The 23,979-nt window shown below is 71.7% G+C and carries 23 protein-coding genes and 1 pseudogene; 14 read left to right on the top strand and 10 right to left on the bottom strand.

Translation table 11 applies throughout. The features are described from left to right. The first annotated feature begins 134 nt into the window (after positions 1–134). Entirely contained in the window at positions 135–428 is a 294-nt protein-coding gene (locus AB0B55_RS04365) for a ferredoxin (RefSeq protein ID WP_357119276.1), read from the top strand. A gap of 47 nt (positions 429–475) precedes the next feature. On the opposite strand, the gene AB0B55_RS04360 is transcribed toward AB0B55_RS04365, so the two are convergent. The 3 genes from AB0B55_RS04360 to AB0B55_RS04350 are packed head-to-tail and all read right to left on the bottom strand — an operon-like array spanning position 476 to position 3,229. Next, entirely contained in the window at positions 476–1,048 is a 573-nt protein-coding gene (locus AB0B55_RS04360) for a hypothetical protein (RefSeq protein WP_007459901.1), read from the bottom strand. A gap of 28 nt (positions 1,049–1,076) precedes the next feature. Next, on the bottom strand, positions 1,077–2,030 hold the full coding sequence (locus AB0B55_RS04355) for a tRNA (adenine-N1)-methyltransferase (RefSeq protein ID WP_357119489.1): 954 nt from the start codon (positions 2,028–2,030) through the stop codon (positions 1,077–1,079). Positions 2,031–2,074: 44 nt separating this feature from the next. Continuing rightward, entirely contained in the window at positions 2,075–3,229 is a 1,155-nt protein-coding gene (locus AB0B55_RS04350) for a site-2 protease family protein (protein WP_357119280.1), read from the bottom strand. Between the two features lie 77 nt (positions 3,230–3,306). On the opposite strand from AB0B55_RS04350, the gene AB0B55_RS04345 reads away from it, so the two are divergent. The 4 genes from AB0B55_RS04345 to AB0B55_RS04330 all read left to right on the top strand — a co-directional run bounded on the left by AB0B55_RS04345 (position 3,307) and on the right by AB0B55_RS04330 (position 8,816). Next, entirely contained in the window at positions 3,307–4,221 is a 915-nt protein-coding gene (locus AB0B55_RS04345; RefSeq protein WP_357119283.1) for a RecB family exonuclease, read from the top strand. Positions 4,222–4,476: 255 nt separating this feature from the next. After that, positions 4,477–5,163 carry a response regulator transcription factor gene (locus AB0B55_RS04340; RefSeq protein WP_355053013.1) on the top strand — a complete coding sequence of 229 codons (687 nt, stop codon included), beginning with the start codon at positions 4,477–4,479 and terminating at the stop codon, positions 5,161–5,163. Between the two features lie 330 nt (positions 5,164–5,493). Beyond that, the gene (locus AB0B55_RS04335) at positions 5,494–6,261 is read left to right on the top strand and encodes an ABC transporter ATP-binding protein (protein WP_357119286.1); all 768 of its coding nucleotides are present in this window, start codon (positions 5,494–5,496) and stop codon (positions 6,259–6,261) included. Then, positions 6,261–8,816 (top strand): FtsX-like permease family protein, encoded by a 2,556-nt coding sequence (locus AB0B55_RS04330; protein ID WP_357119289.1) that lies wholly within the window; start codon positions 6,261–6,263, stop codon positions 8,814–8,816. The genes AB0B55_RS04335 and AB0B55_RS04330 overlap by 1 nt, the downstream gene beginning before the upstream one ends. Before the next feature lie 69 nt (positions 8,817–8,885). Here AB0B55_RS04330 and AB0B55_RS04325 read toward each other — a convergent pair whose 3' ends face one another. Then, the gene (locus AB0B55_RS04325; RefSeq protein ID WP_357119492.1) at positions 8,886–9,536 is read right to left on the bottom strand and encodes an HAD family phosphatase; all 651 of its coding nucleotides are present in this window, start codon (positions 9,534–9,536) and stop codon (positions 8,886–8,888) included. Positions 9,537–9,658: 122 nt separating this feature from the next. Next, positions 9,659–10,402 (bottom strand): neutral zinc metallopeptidase, encoded by a 744-nt coding sequence (locus AB0B55_RS04320; RefSeq protein ID WP_357119291.1) that lies wholly within the window; start codon positions 10,400–10,402, stop codon positions 9,659–9,661. 321 nt (positions 10,403–10,723) lie between these two features. Here AB0B55_RS04320 and AB0B55_RS04315 point away from each other — a divergent pair, with 321 nt between their 5' ends. The 3 genes from AB0B55_RS04315 (at position 10,724) to AB0B55_RS04305 (ending at position 12,937) form a co-directional block, all read left to right on the top strand. Further along, positions 10,724–11,089 carry a hypothetical protein gene (locus tag AB0B55_RS04315; protein WP_357119293.1) on the top strand — a complete coding sequence of 122 codons (366 nt, stop codon included), beginning with the start codon at positions 10,724–10,726 and terminating at the stop codon, positions 11,087–11,089. Between the two features lie 197 nt (positions 11,090–11,286). Continuing rightward, positions 11,287–11,679, top strand: coding sequence for a YciI family protein (locus AB0B55_RS04310; RefSeq protein WP_357119296.1), 393 nt, complete (start codon positions 11,287–11,289; stop codon positions 11,677–11,679). Positions 11,680–11,683: 4 nt separating this feature from the next. Further along, positions 11,684–12,937, top strand: coding sequence for a sigma-70 family RNA polymerase sigma factor (locus AB0B55_RS04305; protein WP_357170266.1), 1,254 nt, complete (start codon positions 11,684–11,686; stop codon positions 12,935–12,937). Positions 12,938–13,008: 71 nt separating this feature from the next. Here the strand turns inward: AB0B55_RS04305 and AB0B55_RS04300 are convergent, their stop codons facing one another. Beyond that, positions 13,009–14,109, bottom strand: a complete 1,101-nt coding sequence (locus AB0B55_RS04300; RefSeq protein ID WP_355053005.1) for an ionic transporter y4hA — start codon at positions 14,107–14,109, stop codon at positions 13,009–13,011. A gap of 88 nt (positions 14,110–14,197) precedes the next feature. On the opposite strand from AB0B55_RS04300, the gene AB0B55_RS04295 reads away from it, so the two are divergent. Next, on the top strand, positions 14,198–14,560 hold the full coding sequence (locus AB0B55_RS04295; protein ID WP_357170263.1) for a metalloregulator ArsR/SmtB family transcription factor: 363 nt from the start codon (positions 14,198–14,200) through the stop codon (positions 14,558–14,560). Next, positions 14,557–15,057, top strand: coding sequence for an SRPBCC family protein (locus AB0B55_RS04290; protein WP_357119305.1), 501 nt, complete (start codon positions 14,557–14,559; stop codon positions 15,055–15,057). Before AB0B55_RS04295 ends, AB0B55_RS04290 begins: the two co-directional genes overlap by 4 nt. Here the strand turns inward: AB0B55_RS04290 and mug are convergent. Further along, positions 15,030–15,623, bottom strand: a complete 594-nt coding sequence (gene mug, locus AB0B55_RS04285; protein WP_357119308.1) for a G/U mismatch-specific DNA glycosylase — start codon at positions 15,621–15,623, stop codon at positions 15,030–15,032. The genes AB0B55_RS04290 and mug overlap by 28 nt on opposite strands. 104 nt (positions 15,624–15,727) lie before the next feature. On the opposite strand from mug, the gene AB0B55_RS04280 reads away from it, so the two are divergent. From AB0B55_RS04280 to AB0B55_RS04270, 3 genes and pseudogenes are all read left to right on the top strand, one after another. After that, positions 15,728–16,471, top strand: coding sequence for a methyltransferase domain-containing protein (locus tag AB0B55_RS04280; protein ID WP_357170260.1), 744 nt, complete (start codon positions 15,728–15,730; stop codon positions 16,469–16,471). A 393-nt stretch (positions 16,472–16,864) separates the two neighbouring features. Continuing rightward, positions 16,865–17,584 (top strand): annotated as a pseudogene (locus AB0B55_RS04275) (ThuA domain-containing protein); the annotation flags it as partial. Between the two features lie 588 nt (positions 17,585–18,172). Next, the gene (locus AB0B55_RS04270; RefSeq protein ID WP_357170256.1) at positions 18,173–21,004 is read left to right on the top strand and encodes a PQQ-dependent sugar dehydrogenase; all 2,832 of its coding nucleotides are present in this window, start codon (positions 18,173–18,175) and stop codon (positions 21,002–21,004) included. Between the two features lie 255 nt (positions 21,005–21,259). Here the strand turns inward: AB0B55_RS04270 and AB0B55_RS04265 are convergent, their stop codons facing one another. Both AB0B55_RS04265 and AB0B55_RS04260 read right to left on the bottom strand, forming a co-directional pair. Next, entirely contained in the window at positions 21,260–21,844 is a 585-nt protein-coding gene (locus AB0B55_RS04265) for a hypothetical protein (RefSeq protein ID WP_357119317.1), read from the bottom strand. A 69-nt stretch (positions 21,845–21,913) separates the two neighbouring features. Next, positions 21,914–22,342, bottom strand: a complete 429-nt coding sequence (locus tag AB0B55_RS04260; protein ID WP_357170253.1) for a VOC family protein — start codon at positions 22,340–22,342, stop codon at positions 21,914–21,916. Positions 22,343–22,446: 104 nt separating this feature from the next. Here AB0B55_RS04260 and AB0B55_RS04255 point away from each other — a divergent pair, with 104 nt between their 5' ends. Beyond that, positions 22,447–23,355 (top strand): NAD-dependent epimerase/dehydratase family protein, encoded by a 909-nt coding sequence (locus AB0B55_RS04255; RefSeq protein WP_357119323.1) that lies wholly within the window; start codon positions 22,447–22,449, stop codon positions 23,353–23,355. Here the strand turns inward: AB0B55_RS04255 and AB0B55_RS04250 are convergent. Next, entirely contained in the window at positions 23,352–23,792 is a 441-nt protein-coding gene (locus AB0B55_RS04250; protein WP_357170250.1) for a GNAT family N-acetyltransferase, read from the bottom strand. The genes AB0B55_RS04255 and AB0B55_RS04250 overlap by 4 nt on opposite strands. Positions 23,793–23,979 lie beyond the last annotated feature (187 nt).

Here is a 23,979-nt window from a genome sequence, read left to right as displayed (position 1 = left end):
CGCTATGAGCCCGATTCGGTCCCACGCAACACCCTCGTCACTGAACCTTGATCGCCAAGGGGTGGTCTGCGGGGTCGTTAACGGCGTTCGGGTACCGTCGGAGGCTGGTACGGGAGAACATGGGGGGTGCACCGGTGGCCGAGGTCGCGACCGACCAGTTGCAGGTCTGGGTGGACCAGGATCTCTGCACGGGCGATGGGCTCTGCGTGCAGTACGCGCCAGAGGTGTTCGAGTTCGACATCGACGGCCTGGCGTACGTCAAGGGCGCCGACGGTGAGCTGAGGTTGGCCCCGGGCAGCCGGGTCGACGTGCCCGAGCACCTGCGACTCGAAGTGATCGACTCCGCGAAGGAGTGCCCGGGCGACTGCATCCACGTGGTGCGCGGCGACGGCGTCGAGGTCGCCGGCCCGGACGCCGAGGACGACTGAACCGACGCCGCGCGGTCCGCGCGACGCCGGCCCCAACGGGGTACGCCTCAGAGCATCGGGCGGCCGACCACCGAGGCGACCAGCCGTGCGAACTCCTCCAGCCGGGCGATCTGCCCGGCCCCACCGTCGTCGAGGGTCTTGCCGAACCGCAGCGCGTCGTGCCGGGGCGTACCGGCCATCTCCTCGCTCGGCGGCGCCTCGTCCAGCGAGGTGAGCAGCAGGTAGACGTCGATGCTGTCGACCCGGATCTCGCCGCTGTCGGAGCGGTTCAGTCGCCGCCGGCAGCCCACCTCGGTGACCGTGGAGACGGGCACCACCCGCAGCGACGACGTCATCGAACCGGGCGGCCCCTCCCCCGGCGGCACGTCCTCGCCGTGCCAGAGGATCAGCCGGCTGCCGTCGCAGACGACGACCTCCTGCCACACCCCGTTGACCTCGTTGACGAAGCGTTCCAGGGTGAAGCCGAGCACCGAGGCGCCGCGCAGCACCCCGCCGAGCGCTTCCAGCGCGACGTCCGGGTCCCGCAGATAGGCGCGCGCCGCCGACTCCAGGTCCTGGTAGGGCGACCAGTCCGGAAACACGGCGGGCAGGTCGCCGCCGCCGTAACCCGGTCGGCTCATCGGGCCGCCTCCCCCCGCTCACCGATGGTCACGGCCTGTCCATCTCCCCCGTCGCGTCGGGCTGCCCGTCGGCGGCCTGGGCGGCGGCTGCCTGACGGGCCGCCTCGGCCGCGCGCAGGTCCTCGCGGCGCTGCACGTACGCCTCGGTGCCCTTGCTGGGTTTGCGGCGACGCGGCGGCGCGGTGACGCCCGGGGCGAGCTTGCGCGCCGAGACCAGGAACGCCGTGTGCGCGATCATCCGGTGGTCGGGGCGGACGGCGAGGCCCTCGGCGTGCCAGTCGCGCACCATCGACTCCCAGGCGCGCGGCTCGGTCCAGCCGCCGCGCTCACGCAGCGCCTCGACCAGCTCGGAGAGCTGCGGGGTGGTGGCCACGTAGCCGATGAACACGCCGCCGGGCACCAACGCCCGCTCGACCATGTCGAGGGTCTCCCAGGGGGTGAGCATGTCCAGGATGATCCGGTCGAAGCCGGTCTCCTGGCACTGCGCGACGTCGCCGACGTGCAGGTGCCACGACGGGTGCGGCCCGTTGAAGAACGCCTCGACGTTGCGCTTGGCGATCTGGGCGAAGTCGTCGCGTACCTCGAACGAGTGCAGCTCGCCCTCGGTGCCGACGGCGCGCAACAGGGAGCAACTCAGCGCGCCGGAGCCGGCGCCGGCCTCGAGGACCTTGGCGCCGGGGAAGATGTCGCCCATCGCGACGATCTGCGCCGAGTCCTTCGGGTAGATCACCTGGGCGCCGCGCGGCATCGAGAGCACGTAGTCAGACAGCAGCGGACGCAGCGCCAGGAACGCGGTGCCGCCGCCGGAGGTGGTCACCACGCTGCCGTCGGGCAGCCCGATCAGCGCGTCGTGCGCCAGAATGCCGCGGTGGGTGTGGAACTCCTTGCCGTGCTCCAGCGTGACGGTGTGCATCCGCCCCTTGGGGTCGGTCAGCTGCACCCGGTCGCCGGGCCGGAACGGGCCTCGGTGCACGGGTGTCAGCGTCCGGGGGGCGTCGTCGGCTGCGACGGTGGAGGGAGTTGCGGTCACGGTGTCATCTTCCGGTTGGGTTCGAGGAGCTGTGCCAGGTCCCCGATGTGCAGAATGCCGACGACATCTTCGCCTGACGTCACCACGTACTGCGCGCCCGGGTGGGTCTGCACGGCCTCCATCACCCGTTCGCCGTCGAGTCCCAGCGTCAGGGTGGGGAGCGCGGTGAGCGGCCGGGCGACGGAGTCCACCGCCAGCCAGGCGCGACGCTCGACGGGTACGGCCGCGGCGGCGGCCGGGTCGACCAACGCCACCGGGCGGCCGGTGGAGTCGGTGACCAGCAGCGCGGCGGCGGGCTGCCCGCCCTCGGCGCGGCGGCGCTGGGCCTCGGCCAGCGGCGTGCCGGTGGTCACCGGCCAGATCGGCCGAGCCAGTTGGGCCAGGTCGATCAGCGGGAACCGACGACTGACCCGCGCGGCGCGGATCGACTGCCCGGCGCCGCGCCAGAGGGTGACGGCGACCAGCAGCATCAGCGGCAGCGCCACCGGGGCCAGGTGGTCGGTGGCGGTCAGTATCCCGACCAGCGCGGCGGTGCCGACGGCGACGACCCGGCCGGCCCAGCCGGCGACCTCGGTGCCACGGTGCCGGTCGCGGGTGAGACCCCACACGGCGGCGCGTAGCGCCCGGCCGCCGTCCAGCGGCAGCCCGGGCAGGATGTTGAACACCGCGACGATGACGTTGCTCAGCGCGAGCTGGAAGGCGAGCTGGTGGCCGACGGTGCCCGCCGGCAGGGCGAGGGTGGCGGCGACCGCGAGGGCGCCGAGCACCGCGGAGACCGCCGGGCCGGCCAGCGAGACCAGCAGGTCGATCCGGGGCGTCGGGGCGTCCCGCTCCATCTCGGTGTACCCGCCGAGCAGTTCGAGGGTGATTCCCCGCACACCGATGCCGTAGCGGCGGGCGGTGAGCGCGTGGCCCAGCTCGTGCAGCAGCACCGAGCCGAGCAGGGAGACCACGAATCCGAAGCCGATGAGGTAGCCGCTGATCTGCGGCAGGTCCAGTTGTCGGCGGGCGAACTCGGCGTAGAGCACGGCGACCAGCACGGCGAGCAGGAGCATCGACGCGTTGAGGTGCAGGGGCACCCCGAACACCCGGCCCACGCTCAGACCGGGTCGCCGGTCGGACCGGCGCGGCGGCCGGGAGGTCTGCTCCATCGCACCGATGCTACGGACCGGTCACCTGCGGGGCGGGCGGCGGGCGGTGTCACACCGGTGCCCTAACCTTTGCGCACATGACGGCGGAACCGGTCACCACCCCCCAGTCCTCTCCCCCGGCGCAGACGCCGCCGACGGTGCGGGCCTCGCTGTCGCCGTCGCGGGCGGCGGATTTCAAGACCTGCCCGCTGCTCTACCGGTTCCGCAGCATCGACCGGTTGCCCGAGCGGACGACCCTTGAGCAGGCCCGGGGCACGCTGGTGCACGCGGTGCTGGAGCGGCTCTTCGACCTGCCCGCGTCGAGCCGCACACCGGCCGCGGCCGGTGACCTGGTGGCCCCCCAGTGGGACCGACTGGTCACCGAGCAGCCGGAGCTGGCCGCGATCTTCGACGATGCCGAGCCGGCCGGTCCGGTGGAGTTCCTGCGCTCCGCGGCGGGGCTACTCGAGGGCTACTTCGCGGTGGAGGATCCGACCCGCCTGGAACCGGCCGAGCGCGAGAGCCTGATCTCGGCGGTCGTCGACGAGGAGCTGCTGATCCGGGGCTACCTCGACCGGCTCGACGTGGCCCCGGACGGCGCGCTGCGGGTGGTCGACTACAAGACCGGCGGCGCGCCCCGGGAGGCGTTCGAGGCGCGGGCGCTGTTCCAACTGAAGTTCTACGCGTTGGTGCTGTGGCGCACCCGTGGGGTGGTGCCCCGGGTGCTGCGCCTGCTCTACCTGCGCGACGCCGAGGTGTTGGACTACACGCCCGACGCCGACGAGCTGCTCCGCTTCGAGCGCACCGTGGTGGCGCTGTGGCGGGCGATCGAGCAGGCCACCGCCCGGCAGGACTTCCGACCCCGGCCGAGCAAGCTGTGCGACTGGTGCAGTCACCAGGCGCTGTGCCCCACGTTCGGCGGCACCCCACCCCCGTTCCCCGTAACGGCGACAACCGCCGACCCCCTCCGCGACGCCCGCACCACCCCCACACCCCCCGGCGCCGACGAGTAACCCCACCGCCCACCCGCACCCCGCCCCGCCCCGCCCCGCCCCGCCCCGCCCCGCCGATCTTGCACTTTCGGATGTCGACCTCATCGGAGTCGCACCTTTTGTCCCCACAGAAAGTGCAAGATCGACGGCGTCAGGAGGGCCCAGCCCCGGCACCGCCCGACCGGAGCGGTGCGGTCCGGGTCGGGACAGGGCGCCCGGCCGACCTCTACCGTGGTCCGCGACGCACAGGCCGGTGGAGCGGGGACGGGAGACGAGATGAGCGATCGGGTGGCCCCGGCGCGGCCGGTACGGATCCTGCTCGCCGACGACCAGCCGCTGCTGCGCACGGGCTTCCGGATGGTGCTGGGCGCCGAGGGCGACCTGGACGTGGTGGCGGAGGCCGGTGACGGCGTGGAGGCCGTGGAGCTGTCCCGACGGCTCCTGCCCGACGTCGTGCTGATGGACATCCGGATGCCCCGGATGGACGGGGTGGCGGCGACCCGGGCCATCGTCGACTCCCGCCTGCCGGTGCGGGTGCTGGTGCTGACGACGTTCGATCTCGACGAGTACGTGGTGGGGGCGCTGCGCGCGGGCGCGAGCGGATTCCTGGCCAAGGACGTACCCGCCGAGGAGCTGATCGCGGCGATCCGCACGGTGGCCGGCGGGGACGCGGTGGTCGCGCCGCGGATCCTGCGGCGACTGCTCGACCGCTTCGCCGACCTGTTGCCCGACCCGGCGGCGACGCCGTCGGCGGCCCTCAACGCGCTCACCGACCGGGAACGTGAGGTGCTGGTGCAGGTGGCCCGAGGACTGTCCAACGCCGAGATCGCGGCGGTGTTGTCGGTCAGCGAGACCACCGTCAAGACCCACGTCGGGCACCTGCTGACCAAGCTGCGGCTGCGCGACCGCGTGCAGGCCGTCGTGCTGGCGTACGAGTCGGGTCTGGTCCGCCCACGGGCGTAGTCGCCACGCGGCGACTACCTCACCCGGCGTACCCGAAGATCCCCCCGGGGAGGGACGGCCCGGCTTGCCGTCGTCACCTACCGTGACCGGAGGCGGCGTCGCGCGGTTGACCCTCCTGTGACGTGCGGGGGAAGTGTGCGAAACCGGTCGATCGGCCGTCGGGTCAGGGGCAACCCTGATGCGGCATGGGGGTGCACCCGCAGCGGGAAATCCGCTGCGCGTCCCCCCAGGGGCGGACGGGACGGGCGCTCGCAGCGCCGATGATTGAACGGTCGCGCCGGACCATCGGGGGGCGGCGTGGGATTCGGACAGACGGAAGAGGTAGATGACGTGACCGCGACGGTAGGCCGGCAGGCGCAGGCCGCGGCCCGGGCGAACGACGTGTGGAAGGTGTACGGCAGCGGCGAGGCCCAGGTCATCGCGCTGCGGGGGGTAAGCGCGGAGTTCGAACGTGGCCGCTTTACCGCGATCATGGGGCCGTCGGGTTCCGGCAAGTCCACGCTGATGCACTGCCTCGCCGGTCTGGACTCGGTCACCCGGGGGACGGTGTCGATCGGTGAGACGACGGTCACCGGGCTGGGCGACTCGGGGCTGACGAAGCTGCGCCGGGAGAAGGTGGGCTTCATCTTCCAGCAGTTCAACCTGCTGCCGACGCTCACCGCGAAGGAGAACATCCTACTGCCGATGTCGATCGCCGGGCGCAAGCCCGACCAGGCGTGGTACGACACGGTGATCAAGACGGTGGGCCTGCAGGACCGGCTGGACCACCGGCCGGCGCAGCTCTCCGGCGGTCAGCAGCAGCGGGTGGCGTGCGCGCGGGCGCTGGTCGCCCGCCCCGAGGTGATCTTCGCGGACGAGCCGACCGGCAACCTGGACTCGCGCTCCGGCGCGGAGGTGCTCGGCTTCCTGCGCGACTCGGTGCGCGAGCACGGTCAGACCATCGTGATGGTCACCCACGACCCGACCGCCGCCGCGTACGCCGACCGGGTGGTCTTCCTGGCCGACGGTCAGATCGTGTCGGAGCTGATCGAGCCGACCGCCGACACCGTGCTGGACACCATGAAGAAGCTGGACACGCCGGCCGAGGTGGGCAACTGATGTTCCGGGCGACACTCAAGAGTCTGCTGGCCCGCAAGGTCCGGCTGATCCTGTCCGCGCTGGCGGTGGTGCTCGGGGTCATGTTCGTCTCGGGCGCGTTCGTGCTGACCGACACGCTGGGTCGCTCCTTCGACTCGGTGTTCGCCGACGGCTTCTCCGAGATCGACGTGAACGTCGCGGCGAAGCCGAAGATCGAGGTCAGCGAGTTGGAGGGCGAGCAGACCTCCGCTCCGCTGCCGGCCGCCGTGGTCGACCGGGTCAAGCAGGTGCCGGGGGTGGCCTCCGCGACCGGTGTCGTCAACGCCGACGGCGCACGGGTGATCGGCAGCAACGGCAAGGTCGTCACGTCGTTCGGTCCGCCGCAGCTCGGTGAGAACTGGGTCGGCGAGAGCGACCTGCTGCAACTGCGCGAGGGCCGCGCTCCGCAGGCCGACGACGAGATCGTGATCAACAAGTCGCTGGCCACGACCGCGAAGGTGCGCGTCGGCGAGAAGGTCGGCGTGCTGACCGCGTTCGAGTCGAAGAAGCGGGACTTCACCCTCGTCGGCATCGCCGGTTACAGCGGTGACCGGGACTCGATCGGCGGCGTCAACGAGGTCTTCTTCACCACCCCGGTGGCGCAGCGGCTGATGCTGGGCGAGCCGGACACCTTCAGCAGCGTCACCGTCCGCACCGCCGGCGGGGTCTCCGACGAGGCGCTGCGCGACGACATGGCCCGCACCCTGGGTGCGGACTTCGACGTGAAGACCGGCGAGCAACTGGCCGAGGACGCCGCGGCGAGCCTGAAGGAGGGCCTGTCGTTCTTCAACAAGATCCTGCTGGGCTTCGCCGCGGTGGCGCTGCTGGTCGCCACGTTCCTGATCCTCAACACCTTCTCGATCATCGTGGCGCAGCGCACCCGGGAGTTGGCGCTGATGCGCGCCATCGGGGCGAGCAGCCGCCAGATCATCGGCTCGGTGGTGCTGGAGGCCATCGCGGTCGGTCTGCTCGCGTCGGTGCTCGGTCTCGCCGCCGGCATCGGGGTGGGCGCGCTGCTGGCGTTCCTGTTCGGCAAGCTGGCCGGTGGGCTGACCCTGGCCGGGATCGGCGTGCCGGCGGCGGCCGTGATCGGGTCGTTCGGCGTCGGCCTGGTGATCACCGTGGTGGCGGCGCTGCTGCCGGCGCTGCGGGCCTCCCGGATCCCGCCGATCGCCGCCATGCAGGACGTGGCCACGCCGGACCGGTCGTTGACCAAGATCACCGTGGCCGGGTCGGTGGTCACCGGCATCGGCGCGGTGCTGCTGTTCCTGGGGCTCAGCGGCAACGCGGGCGGCCAGACGCTCGCCACCATCCTCGGCGGCGTGCTGTTCGCCTTCATCGGTGTGGCGCTGCTGACTCCACTGATCAGCCGGCCGGTGGTGAACCTGCTCGGCGCGATCTTCTCCTGGTCGGTGCCGGGCAAGCTGGGCCGGCTCAACTCCGGGCGCAACCCGCGCCGCACGGCCATCACGGCCGCCGCGCTGATGGTCGGCATCGCGCTGGTCACCGGCATCACGGTGATCCTGGACTCGGCCAAGAGCAGCATCAGCGCGCTCGCCCAGGACACCATCAAGGCCGAGCTGGTGATCGCCGGTCAGCAGGGCGGCCCGCGTCCGCCGAGCTTCGACCCGAGCGTGCTGGACCAGGCGAAGGCGCTGCCCGGCGTGCGGATGGTCGACGGCGAGTACGGCGACATGGGGCGCATCGACGGCGAGAGCACGTGGGTGGCGGCGAGCAGCGACATCGCGTCACTGCGGCAGATCTTCGGCGCGAAGGCCGCCGCGGGTGACATCGACCGGCTCTCGCCGACGCAGATGCTCGCCAGCTCCGACACCGCCAAGTCGCGGGGATGGTCGGTCGGCTCGACCGTCAGCGTGCAGCTGACCCGGGGCGAGGCCCGCACGTACACGATCAGCGGCATCTACGAGTCGTCGCAGCTGACCAACCCGGTGACGTTGCCGGCGACGGCGGCGAAGGACTTCGCGATCCCGCAGCCCATCCAGGGCTTCATCCAGCTCGCGCCGGGGGCCCGGGTGGCTGACGTGCAACCGCGGGTGGAGACGCTGCTCGCGGACAGCCCCGAGGTGTCGGTGGCCGACCGGGACGCGTTCATCAAGCAGCAGACGAGTTCGCTCGACGGGCTGCTCACGATGATCAAGATCCTGTTGGCGCTGGCCATCATCATCGCCGGGCTCGGCATCATCAACACCCTGGCGCTGTCGGTGCTGGAACGGACCCGGGAGCTGGGTCTGCTGCGGGCGATCGGCCTGCGGCGCGGCCAGACGATGGGCATGATCACCGTGGAGGCGGTGGTGATCTCCGTGTTCGGTGCGCTGCTGGGCGTGGCGGTCGGCACCGGCCTCGGCGCCGCGGTGGTCGAGGCGCTCAAGGACGAGGGCATCACCGACCTGAACCTCCCCTGGGGGCAGATGGTCGTCTTCCTCGGTCTCGCCGCGATCATCGGGGTGGTGGCCGCGGTGCTCCCCGCCGTGCGGGCGGCCCGGATCAACGTCCTGGGCGCGATCGCCCACGACTGACGCCAGGTACGACAACGAGGGGGTCCCGCACCGCGGGGCCCCCTCGTTCTTTCCGGCCGCGGCTTTCCTTCAGGCCGCGGCGCGGTCGGTCAGCAGCGCCGCCAGCGCCGCCAGGTCCACGCCGACCAGGCTTCGCACCTGGTGTACGGCGGGGATGGGGGGCAACGCCACCTCGGCGGGTACGGCCAGCACGGCCGCCCCGGAGGCGAGCGCGCTGGCCACCCCGGTCGGTGAGTCCTCGATCGCCACGCACCGCTCGATCGGCGCGCCCAACAGCCGGGCGGCGGTCAGGTACGGCTCGGGGTGCGGCTTGGCCGCCACCACCTCGTCACCCGCGACCACCACGTCGAAGGTGTCCCGCCCGAGGGTGTCCAGGGCGACCTCGACCAGCGCCCGGGGGCTGGAGGTGACCAGGGCGGTGGGGACTCCCGCCGCGCGGACCGCGTGCAGCAGCTCGAACGCGCCCGGCCGCCAGGGCAGACCGGTACGGAACAGCTCCAGGATCCGGGCGTTGATCCACGCCGCGCTGATCTCCGGATCGCGCTCGGGTTGGCCCAGGTCGTCGTGCAGGATGCGCATCGACTCGGCCATGGCCGTGCCGATGATCGACCGGCGGGCATCGACGGACAGCTCCCCGCCGTACTCGCGGGCCAGCTCCTGCAACGCGACGTCCCACAGCTTCTCGCTGTCGACCAGCGTGCCGTCCATGTCGAAGAGCACGGCGGCGGGGTGTTGGCTGCTCAGCGGATCCTCCAGGGGTCGTGACCGACACCGGCGATCCTGCCAGCCGGGTCCGCCGCCGGTGGCGGCAACGGCTCCGAGGGTGACCGGGGCAACCCCGCTCAGCTCAGGTCGCACTCCTTCAGCGAGCGTTCGTAGCCACGGAAGAACCTGTCGGTACGCTGTTCGGCGGTGCCGTGCGCGCCCTCGGCGAACCACGGCTGGTCCGGGTCGTCGCCGACCGCCGCCACGCCCTCGCGGAACTCGTCCAGGTCGCCCTTGGCGAGTTTCAGGTCGCCGGCGCGCACCGAGTCGCCGAGGTACGCCCCGGCCATGCAGTCGGCCTGCAACTCCTGCTGGATGGTGAAGCTGTAGTTGATGCCCAGGCGCACCTGGATGCCGTGGGCGTACTCGTGACCGAGCAGGTAGAACACGAACGCGTCACCGACCTCGCGGAACGCCGCCACCGACCAGGCCACGTCGTACGCGATGAAGTCGCCCTGCGAGCAGTAGACCGCGTTGTTGCGCGGCAGTGGCTGACCGCCGCAGGAGACCTCACCGGCCCGCTGGTACGGGGTGACCCGCCGGATCGGCGTGAAGCGCTGCCCGGACGCCTTGAACTGGGCCGCCCAGTAGCGCTCCGCGATCGCCTGCGCGTCGGCGACGTCCTGTTTGAACTCGGCCACGGTGGTGGTGCTGTCGGCGCGGGTGGTGTTCGGCTCCGGCGAGGCGGCCGGCGGGTTCGCCCCTGGACGTTCACCCTCCGGCTCGGCCAGGCCACCTCCCGCGCAGGCGAGCGACACCAGCGCGACGACCACCAGGCCCACGAGAGGTCCCCGCGCGACGCGTCCCGACCATGCCCCCACTGTGCCTCCCCAGACCTCGGCGCCCGCACCACGCCATACCCCGACGGTACGACCACCACGCCCGTCACCGGATTCACGCACAACCACCCCGGACGGTTCACGCCCCGCACAGACCCCCTTCCCCCTCCCACCCCGACCCCCTCCCGATGGGCCCGGTGATCAAGAAGTTTGCGTCAGCCCGTGCGGCGTGTCGTGACGCGAACCTCTTGATCACCGGGCCCATCGGGTGGGGGTGGGTGGGGACGGTTCACCTGGTGGGGGTCGGGGTCGGGGGGCCAGAATGGGCCGGGGCGGAGGTGGCCGTCCGGTCGGGAGGGCGACGTGCACGTGCTCGGCAGCCGTCGACGAAGCCAACCGGCCCCGGCGCATGTCGTGTGGCGGTCGCTGCGGGACCCGTACGAGGCCGGCAGTCGGCCCTGGCTGGAGTTGCGCGACGACGAGGTGCCGCCACGGGTGGTGGCGGGGTACGCGCCGGTGCTGCTGGTGTGGTCGTCGCTGTGGCCGCACCGGCCACTGGACGAGATCCGTTTCGACATCTCACCCGGGCATCCCGGCGGTGACTGCGCGGTGCGCTGGACCCTGACCACCCCCGACCCGGACCTGCCCAGCGAGAGCACCCTCGGCTACCTCCGCCACCGCCTCAACTACCTGATCAACAACCGCCTCCGCCTCTCCTACGGTCAATAACCCCCCACCCACCTACCGCCGTTGATCATGAAGTTATCGCGCCGACACGCCGACATCGATGGCAATAACTTCATGATCAACGGAACGAAAGCGCGGGCGGGAGGGGCGGGGGATGTCCGGGGGGTGGGGTTGGGTTCGACGTTTCTGGTGAGCGGTGCCGGGGCGGCACCGGGAACAGGAAGGCCACCATGAAATACATGATCATGCTTTACGGGTCGCAGCGGGACTACGACGCGTTGTCGGGCCGGCCCTCCGACCGGCCGGCCATGTCGGCCGAGCAGGTGGCGGCCATGCACCAGCACATGGAGACGTTCCACCAGGCGCTCGCCGAGTCCGGGGAACTCGTCGACGCGCGGGGCCTGAGCGAGCCCGTGCACGCCCGTCGCGTACGGGCGCAGGGCGGGACGCCCGTGGTCACCGACGGCCCGTACGCGGAGACGCAGGAGGTCCTGGCGGGTTACACGGTCGTGGAGTGCGTCAGCTTCGACCGGGCCACCGAGATCGCCGCCGGCCTGGTCGACCCGGACACCCCGGGGGCGTACGTGGACGTGCGGCCGGTGCTCGAGGGCGTCGAGGACCTGGCCGGCTGAGCACGTGCCCGAGGCACCCGCCGAGGACCTGCTGCGCGAGTTGGCGCCGCAGGTCCTCGGCGCGCTCGTCCGCCGCTTCGGGCACTTCGACACGGCCGAGGACGCGGTGCAGGAGTCGTTGATCGCGGCGGCGGACACCTGGCCGCGCGACGGCGTACCGGACAGTCCCCGGGCGTGGTTGATCACCGTCGCGTCCCGGCGGCTCACCGACCTGCTCCGGCGCGACCAGGCGCGGGCGCGGCGGGAGGAGAGGGCGGCCCGGTGGATGCTGCCGGAGCAGTGGCTCGCGCCGGCCGCCGACCGGCTCCAGGACGCCGACGACACGCTCATCCTGGTGTTCCTGTGCTGCCATCCGGCGCTCACCCCGGCGTCGCAGATCGCGCTGACGCTGCGCGCGGTCGGCGGGTTGAGCACCGCGGAGGTGGCCCGCGCGTTCCTGGTGCCGGAGGCGACCATGACCCGGCGGATCAGCCGGGGAAAGCAGCGGATCCGCGACAGCGGCCTCCGGTTCGCCCCACCGACGGCAACGGAGCGCGCCGATCGGGTCGCCGCGGTACTGCACGTGCTCTACCTGGTGTTCACCGAGGGGTACGCGCGTACCGCCGGGCCGGGGCTGCTGCGCGCCGACCTGACCGCCGAGGCGATCCGACTGACGCGGTTGGTGCGAAGGCTGCTGCCCGACGACCCCGAGGTCACGGGACTACTCGCGTTGATGCTGCTCACCGACGCCCGCGCGCCGGCGCGGATCGGTCCACACGGCGAGTTGGTGCCGATGGCCGAACAGGACCGCGCCCGGTGGCGGGCCGACCAGATCGCCGAGGGCGTCGCGTTGGTCGGCGAGGCGCTGCCGCGCGGGCCCGTCGGGCCGTACCAGCTCCAGGCGGCCATCGCGGCCGTGCACGACGAGGCGCCGAGCGCGGCGGCCACCGACTGGGCACAGATCACCGCCCTCTACGAGGTGCTGCTGGGCCTGTCCGACAACCCGGTGGTGTCGCTCAACCACGCCGTCGCGGTGGCGATGAGCCGGGGGGCTCGGGCCGGCCTGGCGCTGCTCGCCCACCTGGACGGCGACGCCCGGTTGGCCGACGATCCGCGGCTGCCGGCCGCCCGCGCCCACCTGTGGGAACTGACCGGTGAGCGGGCCGCGGCGCGCGAGGCGTACCGGATGGCGGCCGCACGCTCGACGAACCTGGCGCAGCAGCGCTACCTCAACGCCCGCGCGGACCGGCTGGTCGACGACCCGCCGCCCGCCGGCTGAGGTAGCGACCCGGCCGGGCGTCGACCCCAGCCGAACGCCCACAGCCGAGGCGGGCCGGGCGGACGGTGGCGTCAGGGGCTGGCGGCGAGGAAGACGAACGCGGCCAGCAACACGAGGTGGACGCCGCCCTGCAACACGTTGGCCCGCCCCGGTACGACGGTCAGCACCGCCGTCACCGCGGTGAGGGCCAGCAGCGCGAGCTGGGTGCCGCCGAGGCCGAGCAGCAGCGGGCCGTCCAGCCAGATCGAGGCGATGGCGATGACCGGAATGGTCAGACCGATGCTGGCCATCGCGGAGCCGAGGGCGAGGTTGAGACTGATCTGTACGCGGTCGCGGCGGGCGGCGCGGGCGGCGGCGAGGGTCTCCGGCAGCAGCACCAGCAGGGCGATGATCACACCGACGAACGCGTGCGGCAGGTTGGCGGCCGCCACGCCGGCCTCGATGGTCGGTGAGACGGTCTTGGCGTCGCCGACCACCGCGACCAGCGCGACCAGCAGCAGGGCGAGGCTGACCAGCGCCGCGCGGGTGGTGGGCGGCTTGGCGTGCTCCTCCGCGTCGATGACCCGACCCTCGGTGTCGACCGGCAGGAAGTAGTCGCGGTGCCGGCCGGTCTGCACCAGCACGAACAGCCCGTACAGCGCGAGCGAGGCGACGGCGGCGAAGGTGAGCTGGGCCGGGCTGAACTCCGGGCCGGGCCGGGCGGTGGTGAAGGTCGGGATGACCAGGCTCAGCGTGGCCAGGGTGATCACCGTCGCCAGGGCGCCGCCGGTGCCCTCGGGGTTGAACACGGCCACCCGCCGGCGCAGCGCCCCGAGCAGCAGGGACAGGCCCAGGATGCCGTTACACGTGATCATGACGGCGGCGAAGACGGTGTCGCGGGCGAGCGACTGGGTCTTCTCCGGGCCGCTGATCATCAGGGTGACGATGAGGGCCACCTCGATGACGGTGACCGCGACGGCGAGCACCAGCGAGCCGTACGGCTCCCCCACCCGGTGTGCCACCACCTCGGCGTGGTGCACGGCCGCGAGCACCGCGCCGCCCAGTAGCGCGGCGACCACCACGACGACCGGGCCGGGGAGATCTCGCCCCCACGTCACGAGCAACACCAGCACCGCGAGCACGGGTACGGCGACGGTCCAATCGAGCAGGCGGGATCGAAGCTGGGCTGGCATGCGTCAAGAGTGCCAGGTCACATGATCATGTGCCCACCATCGATGCGCCTCGTGGCGTAATCCGTAACCCATAGGTTACGCTTCCGGCGTGGACGAGGTGGCCGCGGCGATCGCGGACCCGGTACGGCGGCGCATCCTGAGCATGCTGCGTGACGCGCCGCTGACCGCTGGCGAGATCGCCCAACGGTTCGCCATCAGCCGCCCGGCGGTCAGCCGCCATCTGCGGGTGCTCCGCGAGAGCGGGCTGGTCCGCGACGAGCTGGTCGGCCGCACCAGGATCTACCGCCTCGATCCCGCCCCGCTCGCCCCGCTCGTCGACTGGCTCGGCGGGCTCGCCGCGCCGGACCGGTGGGAGCAGCGCCTCGACGCCCTCGAGACCGAGGTCTATCGGACCCGCCGGGAACGCCGCACCCGCGGCCCGGCCGCCCATCGAACGGAGCACACCGCATGACCCGGACCCCCGCTGGCCGCCTGTTCCGCACCGCCACCGGCCACGACCTCGTCCTCACCCGCACCTTCCGCGCCCCGGCGGCGGACGTGTGGGCGAGCCTGACGGACCCGGAGCGCACCGCCCGCTGGTTCGGCCCGTGGGAGGGCGACGCCCGGCCCGGCAACACCATCCGCGTCCAGATGGCGTACGAGGAGCAGCAGCCCTGGTGCGACGTACGCGTCGAGGAGTGCGAACCGCCTCGTCGCCTGGCCGTGTCGATGGTCGACGATCACGGCGACTGGCTGCTGGGATTCGCGCTGACCGAGACCGACGGCACGACCGAGCTGCGCTTCACCCAGCACCTGCGCAGCCTCGACGGCGTCGCCGAGGTGGGCGCCGGCTGGGAGTACTACCTCGACATGCTGGTCGCCTCGCGGGACGGCACGCCCCGACCGGAGTTCGACGAGTACCACCCGGCGATGCGGTCCTACTACGAGGCGCTGGCCGACGGGGTCTGAGGGTCGACCTCCCGCCGCAGTCGGGCGAACTCGGCCGTCAGCGCCGGCAGCGGGAAGTGGGCGTTCAGGCCGCTGGGGTTGGGCAGCACCCAGACCCGGGCCGGGCCCATCCGATCCGGCTGCGGGCCCAGCGCGGCCTTCGGCCGGACGAACGCGATCCGGTACGCGGTCACGCCGAGCACCGCCACCCACCGCGGCCGGTGCCGCTCGACCTTGACCGCCAGCCCGGTCACCCCGGCGACCAGCTCGGCGGCGGTCAGCTCGTCGGCCCGGGCCGTGGCCCGGTTGCTGAGGCTGGTGAGGCCCAGCCCCTGCCGGAGCAGTTCGGCGCGCTCCCACGGGCGCAGTTCCCGGTCGGTGAAGCCCGCGCCGTGCAGGGCCGGCCAGAAGCGGCTGCCCCGCCGGGCGAAGTGCTCCCCCACCGCCGCCGAGTAGAGCCCCGGGTTGAACCCACAGAACAGCACCCGCAGGCCAGGGCCGATGACATCCACCAGGCCGCGACCGGCCGCCGCCGCGACCTCGTGGCGGGTCGGCGGCCGCCACGGCGGTGACACGTCCGCGTCCATGACACCGATCCTGCCGTACGCGCCGACGCCCGTCCCCGCTTGCCGACGACGGCGACGCACGGACCCGGTGCGCGCCGATGGTCATGCTTTGACACCCTGAGCCGATGCAATCCACCGACCACCTGACCGCCAGCCGTTACGCGCGGATGCGCTGGAACACGCCCCTGTCGGAGGAGCACGCGGCCCTGCTGCTGCGCCGCCTCGACGTCCGCCCCGGCGCGCGTGTGTTGGACCTGGGCTGTGGGTGGGGCGAACTGCTGCTGCGCGCTGTCGCCGCCGGCGGTGTGGCCGGTCCGGTCGCGACGAGGGGCGTGGGCGTCGACACCGACGAGGCGGTCCTCGCCCGGGGCCGCAGGCTCGCCACCGAGAGATCGCTGAACCGGCACGTCGCCTTCGTGGAGGGCGAGGCCGCCGCCTGGCAGGAGCCGGCCGACCGGGTTCTGTGCGTCGGCTCGGCGCACGCCTTCGGGGGCACCGGAGCGGCCCTCGACGCCCTCGCCACCGTGGTCCGCCCCGGTGGGCGGCTGCTGCTCGGCGAGGGGTACTGGCAGCGTGATCCCAGCGCGGAGGTCGCGGAGATCTTCGGTGCGGACGTCACCGACCTCGCGGGCCTCGTCGAGGCCGCCCGTGAGCGAGGCTGGCGGCTGCTGCATCTGAGTACCGCCGACCAGCGGGAGTGGGACGACTTCGAGTCCAGCTGGCTCGCGGGCCGACAAGAGTGGCTGTTGACCTATCCCGAGGACCCCCGCGCGGCCCAGGTCCGCACCGAGCTCGACGACCGGCTGCGCGAGTACGTGGGCGGCTACCGCGGCGTACTCGGCCTCGCGTACCTGGTCCTCGGTCGCTGACACCTCTGCCCAAGGTCACCGCCCTGGTGTACGTCGCGTCCGGCGAATGCCGGGCTCGTGCGCGCGTCCCAGGCCGCAGCACGTGGGGTTGACGGGCGCAGACATCGGAGGTTTACTGCCTCAACGACACCAGTCGATACTATCCGTCCGTCCACACTGGCCGGTTGGAGTCGTCGGCTGGCTCGTGTACCGCAACACGGCACCATCACCACCGCTCCACATCACCACCGCTCCACATCACCTCAGCCGAGCATCGGCGGCCCGGCTTCCGCATCACCGCCACCATGGCCCCTGACGCGCCCACGCGCGCCGTGCGGGGTCGACGCTCAGCTAAGGAGCATCACCATGCGTTCCCGTCCCCGCCTGTTGGCCCTCGTCACCGGCCTGGCCGTGATGATGGCCGGTCTGGTCGCGCTGCCGACCACCGCCTCGGCGGCACCACTGACCAAGGTCCTGGTGTTCAGCAAGACCGCCGGCTTCCGGCACTCGGCCATCCCCAACGGCATCGCGGCCATCCAGCAGCTCGGCGCTGCCAACGGCTTCAGCGTGACCGCCACCGAGGACGCCAACCAGTTCACCACCTCCAACCTGGCCCAGTACCAGGCGGTGGTCTTCATGTCGACGACCGGCGATGTGCTCAACTCCAGCCAGCAGACCGCCTTCGAGCAGTACATCGCCGCTGGCGGCGGATACGTCGGCGTGCACGCGGCCGCGGACACCGAGTACAGCTGGCCGTGGTACGGGCAGTTGGTCGGGGCGTGGTTCGACTCGCACCCGGCGATCCAGACCGCGACCGTGAAGATCGAGGACCGGAGCAACCCCTCGACCGCGCACCTCGGCGCCACCTGGGTCCGCTCCGACGAGTGGTACAACTACCGCACCAACCCCCGGTCCACCGCACGGATCCTCGCCAGCCTCGACGAGTCGTCCTACAGCGGCGGCAACATGAACGGCGACCACCCGATCACCTGGTGCAAGGCGTACGGCGGCGGACGGGCCTGGTACACGGGTCTCGGGCACACCGAGGCGTCGTACACCGACCCGAACTTCACCCGGATGCTGCTCGGTGGCCTGCAGGTCGCCGCTGGTTCGGTGAGCGCCAACTGCTCGCCGGGGACGAACCCGACCACCCCGCCGCCGACCACGGCCCCGCCGACCACCCCGCCGCCGACCACCGCGCCGCCCACGACGGCTCCGCCGACCACCCCGCCGCCCGCCGTCGCCGGTTCGACCCTGCGGGCCCGCGCCAACAACCAGTACGTCAGCGCGTCCAACGCCAGCACCCCGCTGATCGCCAACAAGACGTCCGTCGGCACCAGTGAGCGGTTCGAACTGGTCAACCTCGCCAACGGCAACGTCGCGCTGAAGGCCAAGAGCAACGGGCAGTTCGTCGCGGCGGAGAACGCCGGGGCCTCCGCGCTGATCGCCAACCGGGCCACCGCCGGCGCGTGGGAGACGTTCCAGCTGATCCGCAACTCCGACGGCACGGTGAGCCTGCGGGCCACGGTGAACAGCCGGTACGTGGCCGCCGACAACGGAGGCTCCTCCCCGCTGATCGCCAACCGGACCTCCATCGGTCAGTGGGAGAAGTTCGACCTCGTCACCACCAACTGACCGCACCACGACCCACACCCCGCCACCCACACCTGGTCGTGGTGCGCCCCAGCACGCCCCGGCCCTGGTCGTCGAGGAAGGACGATCATGCTTTCGAAATCCCGGCGCTGGTCCCGGGCACTCGTCGCGGCGGTCACCACCGTCGCGAGTGTGACCCTGGCCGTGGCCGCCAACTCCCCCGCCGCGCAGGCGGTGGTGATTCCCGCCAGTGACTACCAACAGATCAAACTCGCCACCGGCTCCGCCGAGCTGGGCGAGGCCATGTCGCTGGCCGTCCTGCCCAACCGCTCGGTGCTGCACACCGCCCGCAACGGCGTCCTGCGGGTGACCGACGTGGCCGGCAACACCAAGACCTCCGGCACCCTGTCGGTCTACACCCACGACGAGGAGGGGTTGCAGGGCGTCGCCGTCGACCCCGGCTTCGCCACCAACCGGTGGATCTACCTGTACTACTCGCCCACGCTGAGCACCCCGTCCGGGGACGCGCCCACCACCGGCTCGCAGTCCGACTGGGACCGGTGGAAGGGGCACCTGCGGCTGTCCCGGTTCACCCTCAACAGCGACGACACGCTCAACCTGAGCAGCGAGAAGATCGTGCTCCAGGTCGCCAACGACCGTGGGCAGTGCTGCCACGTCGGCGGTGACCTGGACTTCGACGCCGCCGGCAACCTGTACCTGACCACCGGTGACGACACCAACCCGTTCGAGTCGTCGGGCTACGCGCCGCTGGACGAGCGGACCAACCGCAACCCGCAGTTCGACGCCCAGCGCTCCGCCGGCAACACGAACGACCTGCGGGGCAAGGTGCTGCGGATCACGCCGCAGGCGGACGGGACGTACACCATCCCGTCGGGCAACCTGTTCGCGCCCGGCACGGCCAACACCCGTCCCGAGATCTACGCGATGGGTATGCGCAACCCGTTCCGGATGAGCGTGGACAAGGCGACCGGCGTCGTCTACGTCGGCGACTACGGCCCGGACGCGGGAAGCACCAACTCCAGCCGGGGCCCGCAGGGTCAGGTCGAGTTCAACCGGATCACCGCGCCGGGCAACTACGGCTGGCCGTACTGCACCGGCAGCAACACCAGCAACGAAACATACAACGAATACACCTTCCCGTCCGGGCCGTCGCAGTCGAAGTACAACTGCACGGGTGGGCCGACCAACAACTCGTTCCGCAACACCGGCCTGCAGACCCTGCCCGCGGCGAAGCCGGCCTGGATCAAGTACGCCGGCGACTCCGGCTCACCGTCGGAGTTCGGCAGCGGCTCCGAGTCGCCGATGGCCGGACCGGTGTACCGGTACGACGCCTCGCTCAACTCCAGCGTCAAGTTCCCGCAGTCGCTGAACGGCCTGTTCTTCGCCGGTGAGTACGGTCGCCGCTGGATCAAGCCCATCGCCATCAACTCCGACGGCTCGCGGGGGGAGATCTCCAGCTTCCCGTGGTCCGGCACGCAGGTCATGGACATGGCCTTCGGCCCGGATGGCGCGCTGTACGTGCTGGACTACGGCACCGGCTCGAACAACCAGGCGCTCTTCCGGATCGAGTACATCGGCGGCGGCAACCGCAACCCCATCGCGGTCGCCTCGGCGAACCCGACGTCCGGGGCCAACCCGTTGACGGTGAACTTCTCCTCGGCGGGCAGCTCCGACCCCGAGGGTGGGGCGCTGAGCTACCTGTGGACGTTCGGTGACGGCACCACGTCGACGGCGGCGAACCCCACCAAGACGTACACCACCAACGGCACGTACTCCCCCACGTTGAAGGTCACCGACCCGACCGGGCTGACCGGTACGGCGAGCCTGGTCGTCACCGTGGGCAACACCGCGCCGACGGTGACGCTCACCTCGCCCGCCGACGGGCAGCTGTTCAACTTCGGTGACACCATCTCGTACCAGATCAGCGTGAGCGACCCGCAGGACGGCACCATCGACTGTTCCAAGGTGAGCCTGACGTACGCGCTGGGCCACGACAGTCACGCCCACCAGATCACCTCGAAGAACGGGTGCAGCGGCTCGATCACCGTCCCGACCGACGGCGAGCACGACTCCGCAGCCAACATCTACGGGGTCTTCGACGCCGCCTACACCGACAACGGCGGGCTGACCACGCACAGCATCCGGACGCTGCAACCGAAGCACCGCCAGGGTGAGCACTTCGGCGGCCAGTCGGGCGTCCAGGCCACCGACCACACCAGCGCCGAGGGTGGCCGCACGGCCGGGTTCATCGAGAACAACGACTGGATCTCGTACACGCCGTACAACCTGACCGGCGCGAACCGCATCACCGTGCGGGCGTCGTCGGCCGGGGCCGGCGGCACGATCGAGGTGCGGACCGGGTCGGCAACCGGCACCCTGCTGGGCACCGTCACGGTGCCGGTGACCGGCAACTGGGAGACCTTCACCGAGGTGTCCGGCACGATCAGCAACCCGCCCAGCGCGTCGACCACCCTGTACCTGGTGTTCAAGGGCGGGTCGGGCTACCTGTTCGACGTGGACGCGTTCACCTTCACCACCGGCACCGGTGGCAGCACGCCGGTGACCACGCTACGGGCGCAGATCAACAACCAGTACGTGTCGGCGGTCGGCACCACCGCGCTGATCGCCAACAAGGCCAGCGTCGGCAGCACCGAGCAGTTCGACCGGGTGGACGCCGGCAACGGCAACATCGCCCTGAAGTCGCGCTCCAACGGGCTCTACGTCTCGGCCACGAGCACTACCGCACCGTTGGTCGCCACCGGCACGTCGATCGGGGCGGCGCAGACCTTCCAGATCGTCAACAACTCGGACGGGACGGTCAGTCTGCGCGCCACGATCAACAACCAGTTCGTGTGCGCGGAGAACTCCGGGGCCGGGTCTCTGATCGCCAACCGGACGTCCGCCGGAGCCTGGGAGAAGTTCTACCTGACCACCGGCTGACACGTGGTGGGCCCGGCCCGTTCGGTGACCGGGCCGGGCCCACCGCACCATCGACTGCCGACGCGCCGCGTCGACAAGGGCCTGTTTCATAAGGGCGGTCGAGCCGAGGCGGAGTCCGGGCGGCGATCCGGCAAGGCGCGGTTTCGTCCGGATACAACACCGGTATCCGGACGAAACCGCAACGCTGCCGGTCGTCGTCCGGGCCCGCCGCAGGCCGGCCAGTCCTCATGAAGCAGGCCCTAGGGGTCCCCGCCGTCACGAGTCGGCGGGGACTCCGCTGTCGAGTTGCCCGATCACCGGCGCCAGCAGATCGTTGAGTTCCCTGGCCAGCACCACGACCGCCCGCCGCGCCGCGGCGGGCACATTGTCGTGGGGACCGTCGGGTGTCGGCGGCAGGCCGTCGAGCGGCAGCGGGGCCTCCACCTGGAGCAGCGCCCGCAGGTACGGGCGGCGCGTCCGGTCCTGCTCGGTGGGCGTGGTGAACTGGCCGAACAACTGCGGCCAGTTCTCCCACCCACGGTCGCGTTGCCACTGCTTGCTCCAGGTCAGCTCCGCGGGCCAGCGGGAGGCCACGGTGACCGCGCAGACCATGCTGCCGTCCCACGGGCTGCGTTCGCAGGTCGCCGAGATGATCCGCCGGTGCCACCGGACGAAGCCGGGCGACAGCTCGCTGGCCACCCGCCAGGCCGTCGCGGCGAACGCGACCGGCGCGAAGTCCCCCCAGGTCTCGGCGAAGTCACCGATCCGGCGGAGCACCTCGGCCTCGTACCGGCCGTGGCCGTCGGCGCCGTGCTCGCGGTCGAACTGCTCGTCCAGCCAGAAGGCGCGCGGTTCCGGCATCCTCGACCCCGTTCTTAACGATCGCGCCCGCCACGGTCACGCGTCGGTCACGCACGGATACGGACGCCTCTATCCCACCATGATGCAGAACGGGTGGCCGGCCGGGTCGGCGTACACGCGCAACGGCTCTTCGGGGTCCTCGATCCGGTCGTAGCGCAGCCGGCCGCCGAGGCGCAGCACGCGCTCGTGTTGGACCAGCAGTTCGTCGACGGAATCCACGGTCAGGTCCAGGTGTAGCTGTTGTGGCACATCGTTCTTCGGCCACGTCGTCTCGGGCAGGCTGTCGACCTGCTGGACCGCGATCTGCGGGCCACCATCCGGGGACCGCAACACCAACCAGTCACGACCGCGCTCGTCGGGTCGGCCGTCTGCCGGTGGCTCGTCGCCGGGCCGGTAGACGAGGCCCATGAGCTGCCGGTAGAACTCCGCCAACTCCCGCGCGTCGGTGCCGTCGAGCACCACCGACGTCAGCCGGGGAACGCTCTCCTGGTCGACCATCCTCGATCACCTCCGGACGCCATTCTGGCCGGGCCACGCTGCCGTCGCATCCGCAGGCGGCACCGTACTTGACACACACCCCGCTGGACAGTGGACGATTCAGCGTGCGAATTCTCGTGGTGGGTGGCAGTGGCCTGATCGGCGCGCACGTCGTGGAGGTGCTGCGCGAGCGCGGTCACGACACGACCTCGGTGGCGCGTTCCGCCCAGCCGGGGGTCGACCACCTGCTCGATGTGGGGTCCGCCTCGATCGACGAGCTGCGGTCGTTGCTCGCCGGTCACGACGGCGTCGTGTACGCCACCCGGACCGACGAGCAGCGGCCGTTGCCGAAGCCGATCTACCCGCAGTTCCGGCGGGAGAACGTCGATCCGGTGGTACGCCTGTTCACCGCCGCCCGCGACGAGGGCCTCACCCGTGGGGTGGTCATGGGCTCGTACTACACGTACTTCGACCGGCTCCATCCGCAGTGGCGGCTCGGTGAGCGGCACACGTACATCCGCTGCCGGCTGGAGCAGGCCCGCGAGGGGCGTGCCGCCGCCGGCCCGGGCCTGCCGGTCGCCGTACTCGAGCTGCCCTTCGTCTTCGGTCGGGCTGGTGACCGGCTACCGAACTGGGCCGGGCCGCTGGACCGGTGGGCGCGCTCTCGTACCCCTTTGCTGGCGCCGACCGGCGGAAGCGCCGCGGCCTCGGCGCGCAGCGTGGCCGAGGTCGCGGCCGACGCCCTCGAGAGCGCCAGCGGCGCGGACATCCCGGTCGCCGACGAGAACCTCACCTGGCACGACATGCTCGGGCGCATCGCCGAGGCGGTCGGCCGACGCCGCCGGGTCGGCCGGCTGCCGGCCGGCGCGGCGCGGACGGCGCTGCGGCTGGGCGGCGCGGCGCAGGCGCTCGGTCGCAAGGAGTCCGGGATCAACCCGACCTTCCTCGCCGACCTTCTGCTCGCCGAGCTGTTCATCGAGCCGACGACCGGCCGTTCGCTGGACGCCGCGCTGCGCGAGACCTTCCCCGGTTAGCCGGGTGGACGCGCGAGGTACGCCGTCTTGACGTCGGCCGAGAACCCGCAGGCACGGTAGAAGGCGTGGGTGGCCGGGTTCCGCGAGCCGGTCATCAGCATCGCCTTGTAGCAGCCCGCGTCCCAGGCGGCCTGGAGCGTGCCGGCCATGATCTGCCGACCCAGACCGGTACCTCGCCGCGATTCCTCGACGACGACGTTCTCGATCACCGCGTACGGCGACGCCGACCGGCTGAGGTTGGGGATCACGTTGAGGTACGTGGTGGCGACGACGATCCCGTCCAGTTCCAGGACGAACAGCCGCAGGCCTGGTGAGCGGAGGATCTGCGCGAAGGCCGCCCGGTCGGTGCCGTCGTCCAACACCGGATCGTCCGGGTTCAGCTGTCGGTAGAGGCGGATGATCTGCGCGAAGTCGTCGGGCCGGGCCGCACGGAACATGCCGGCAGCGTAGCGGCGACGATGGGCGGGCGCTGTCCGCGCGGGCACGTCCCTCGCGTGACCGATCGCGATCAGGATCTTGACAGCCCTGGGTGGGAGGGGAAGCATCATCGCCGATTAGACAACGTTGTCAAACCCGTGCGTGGCTCCGATGTGGAGTGCGAACGCGTGACGGGTCGCCGCCGCC

Origin of the sequence: Micromonospora sp. NPDC049107 (assembly GCF_040648595.1) — a bacterium.
In the GTDB taxonomy this organism is placed as follows: Bacteria; Actinomycetota; Actinomycetes; order Mycobacteriales; family Micromonosporaceae; genus Micromonospora.
This window is presented reverse-complemented; position numbering and strand designations above follow the sequence as displayed.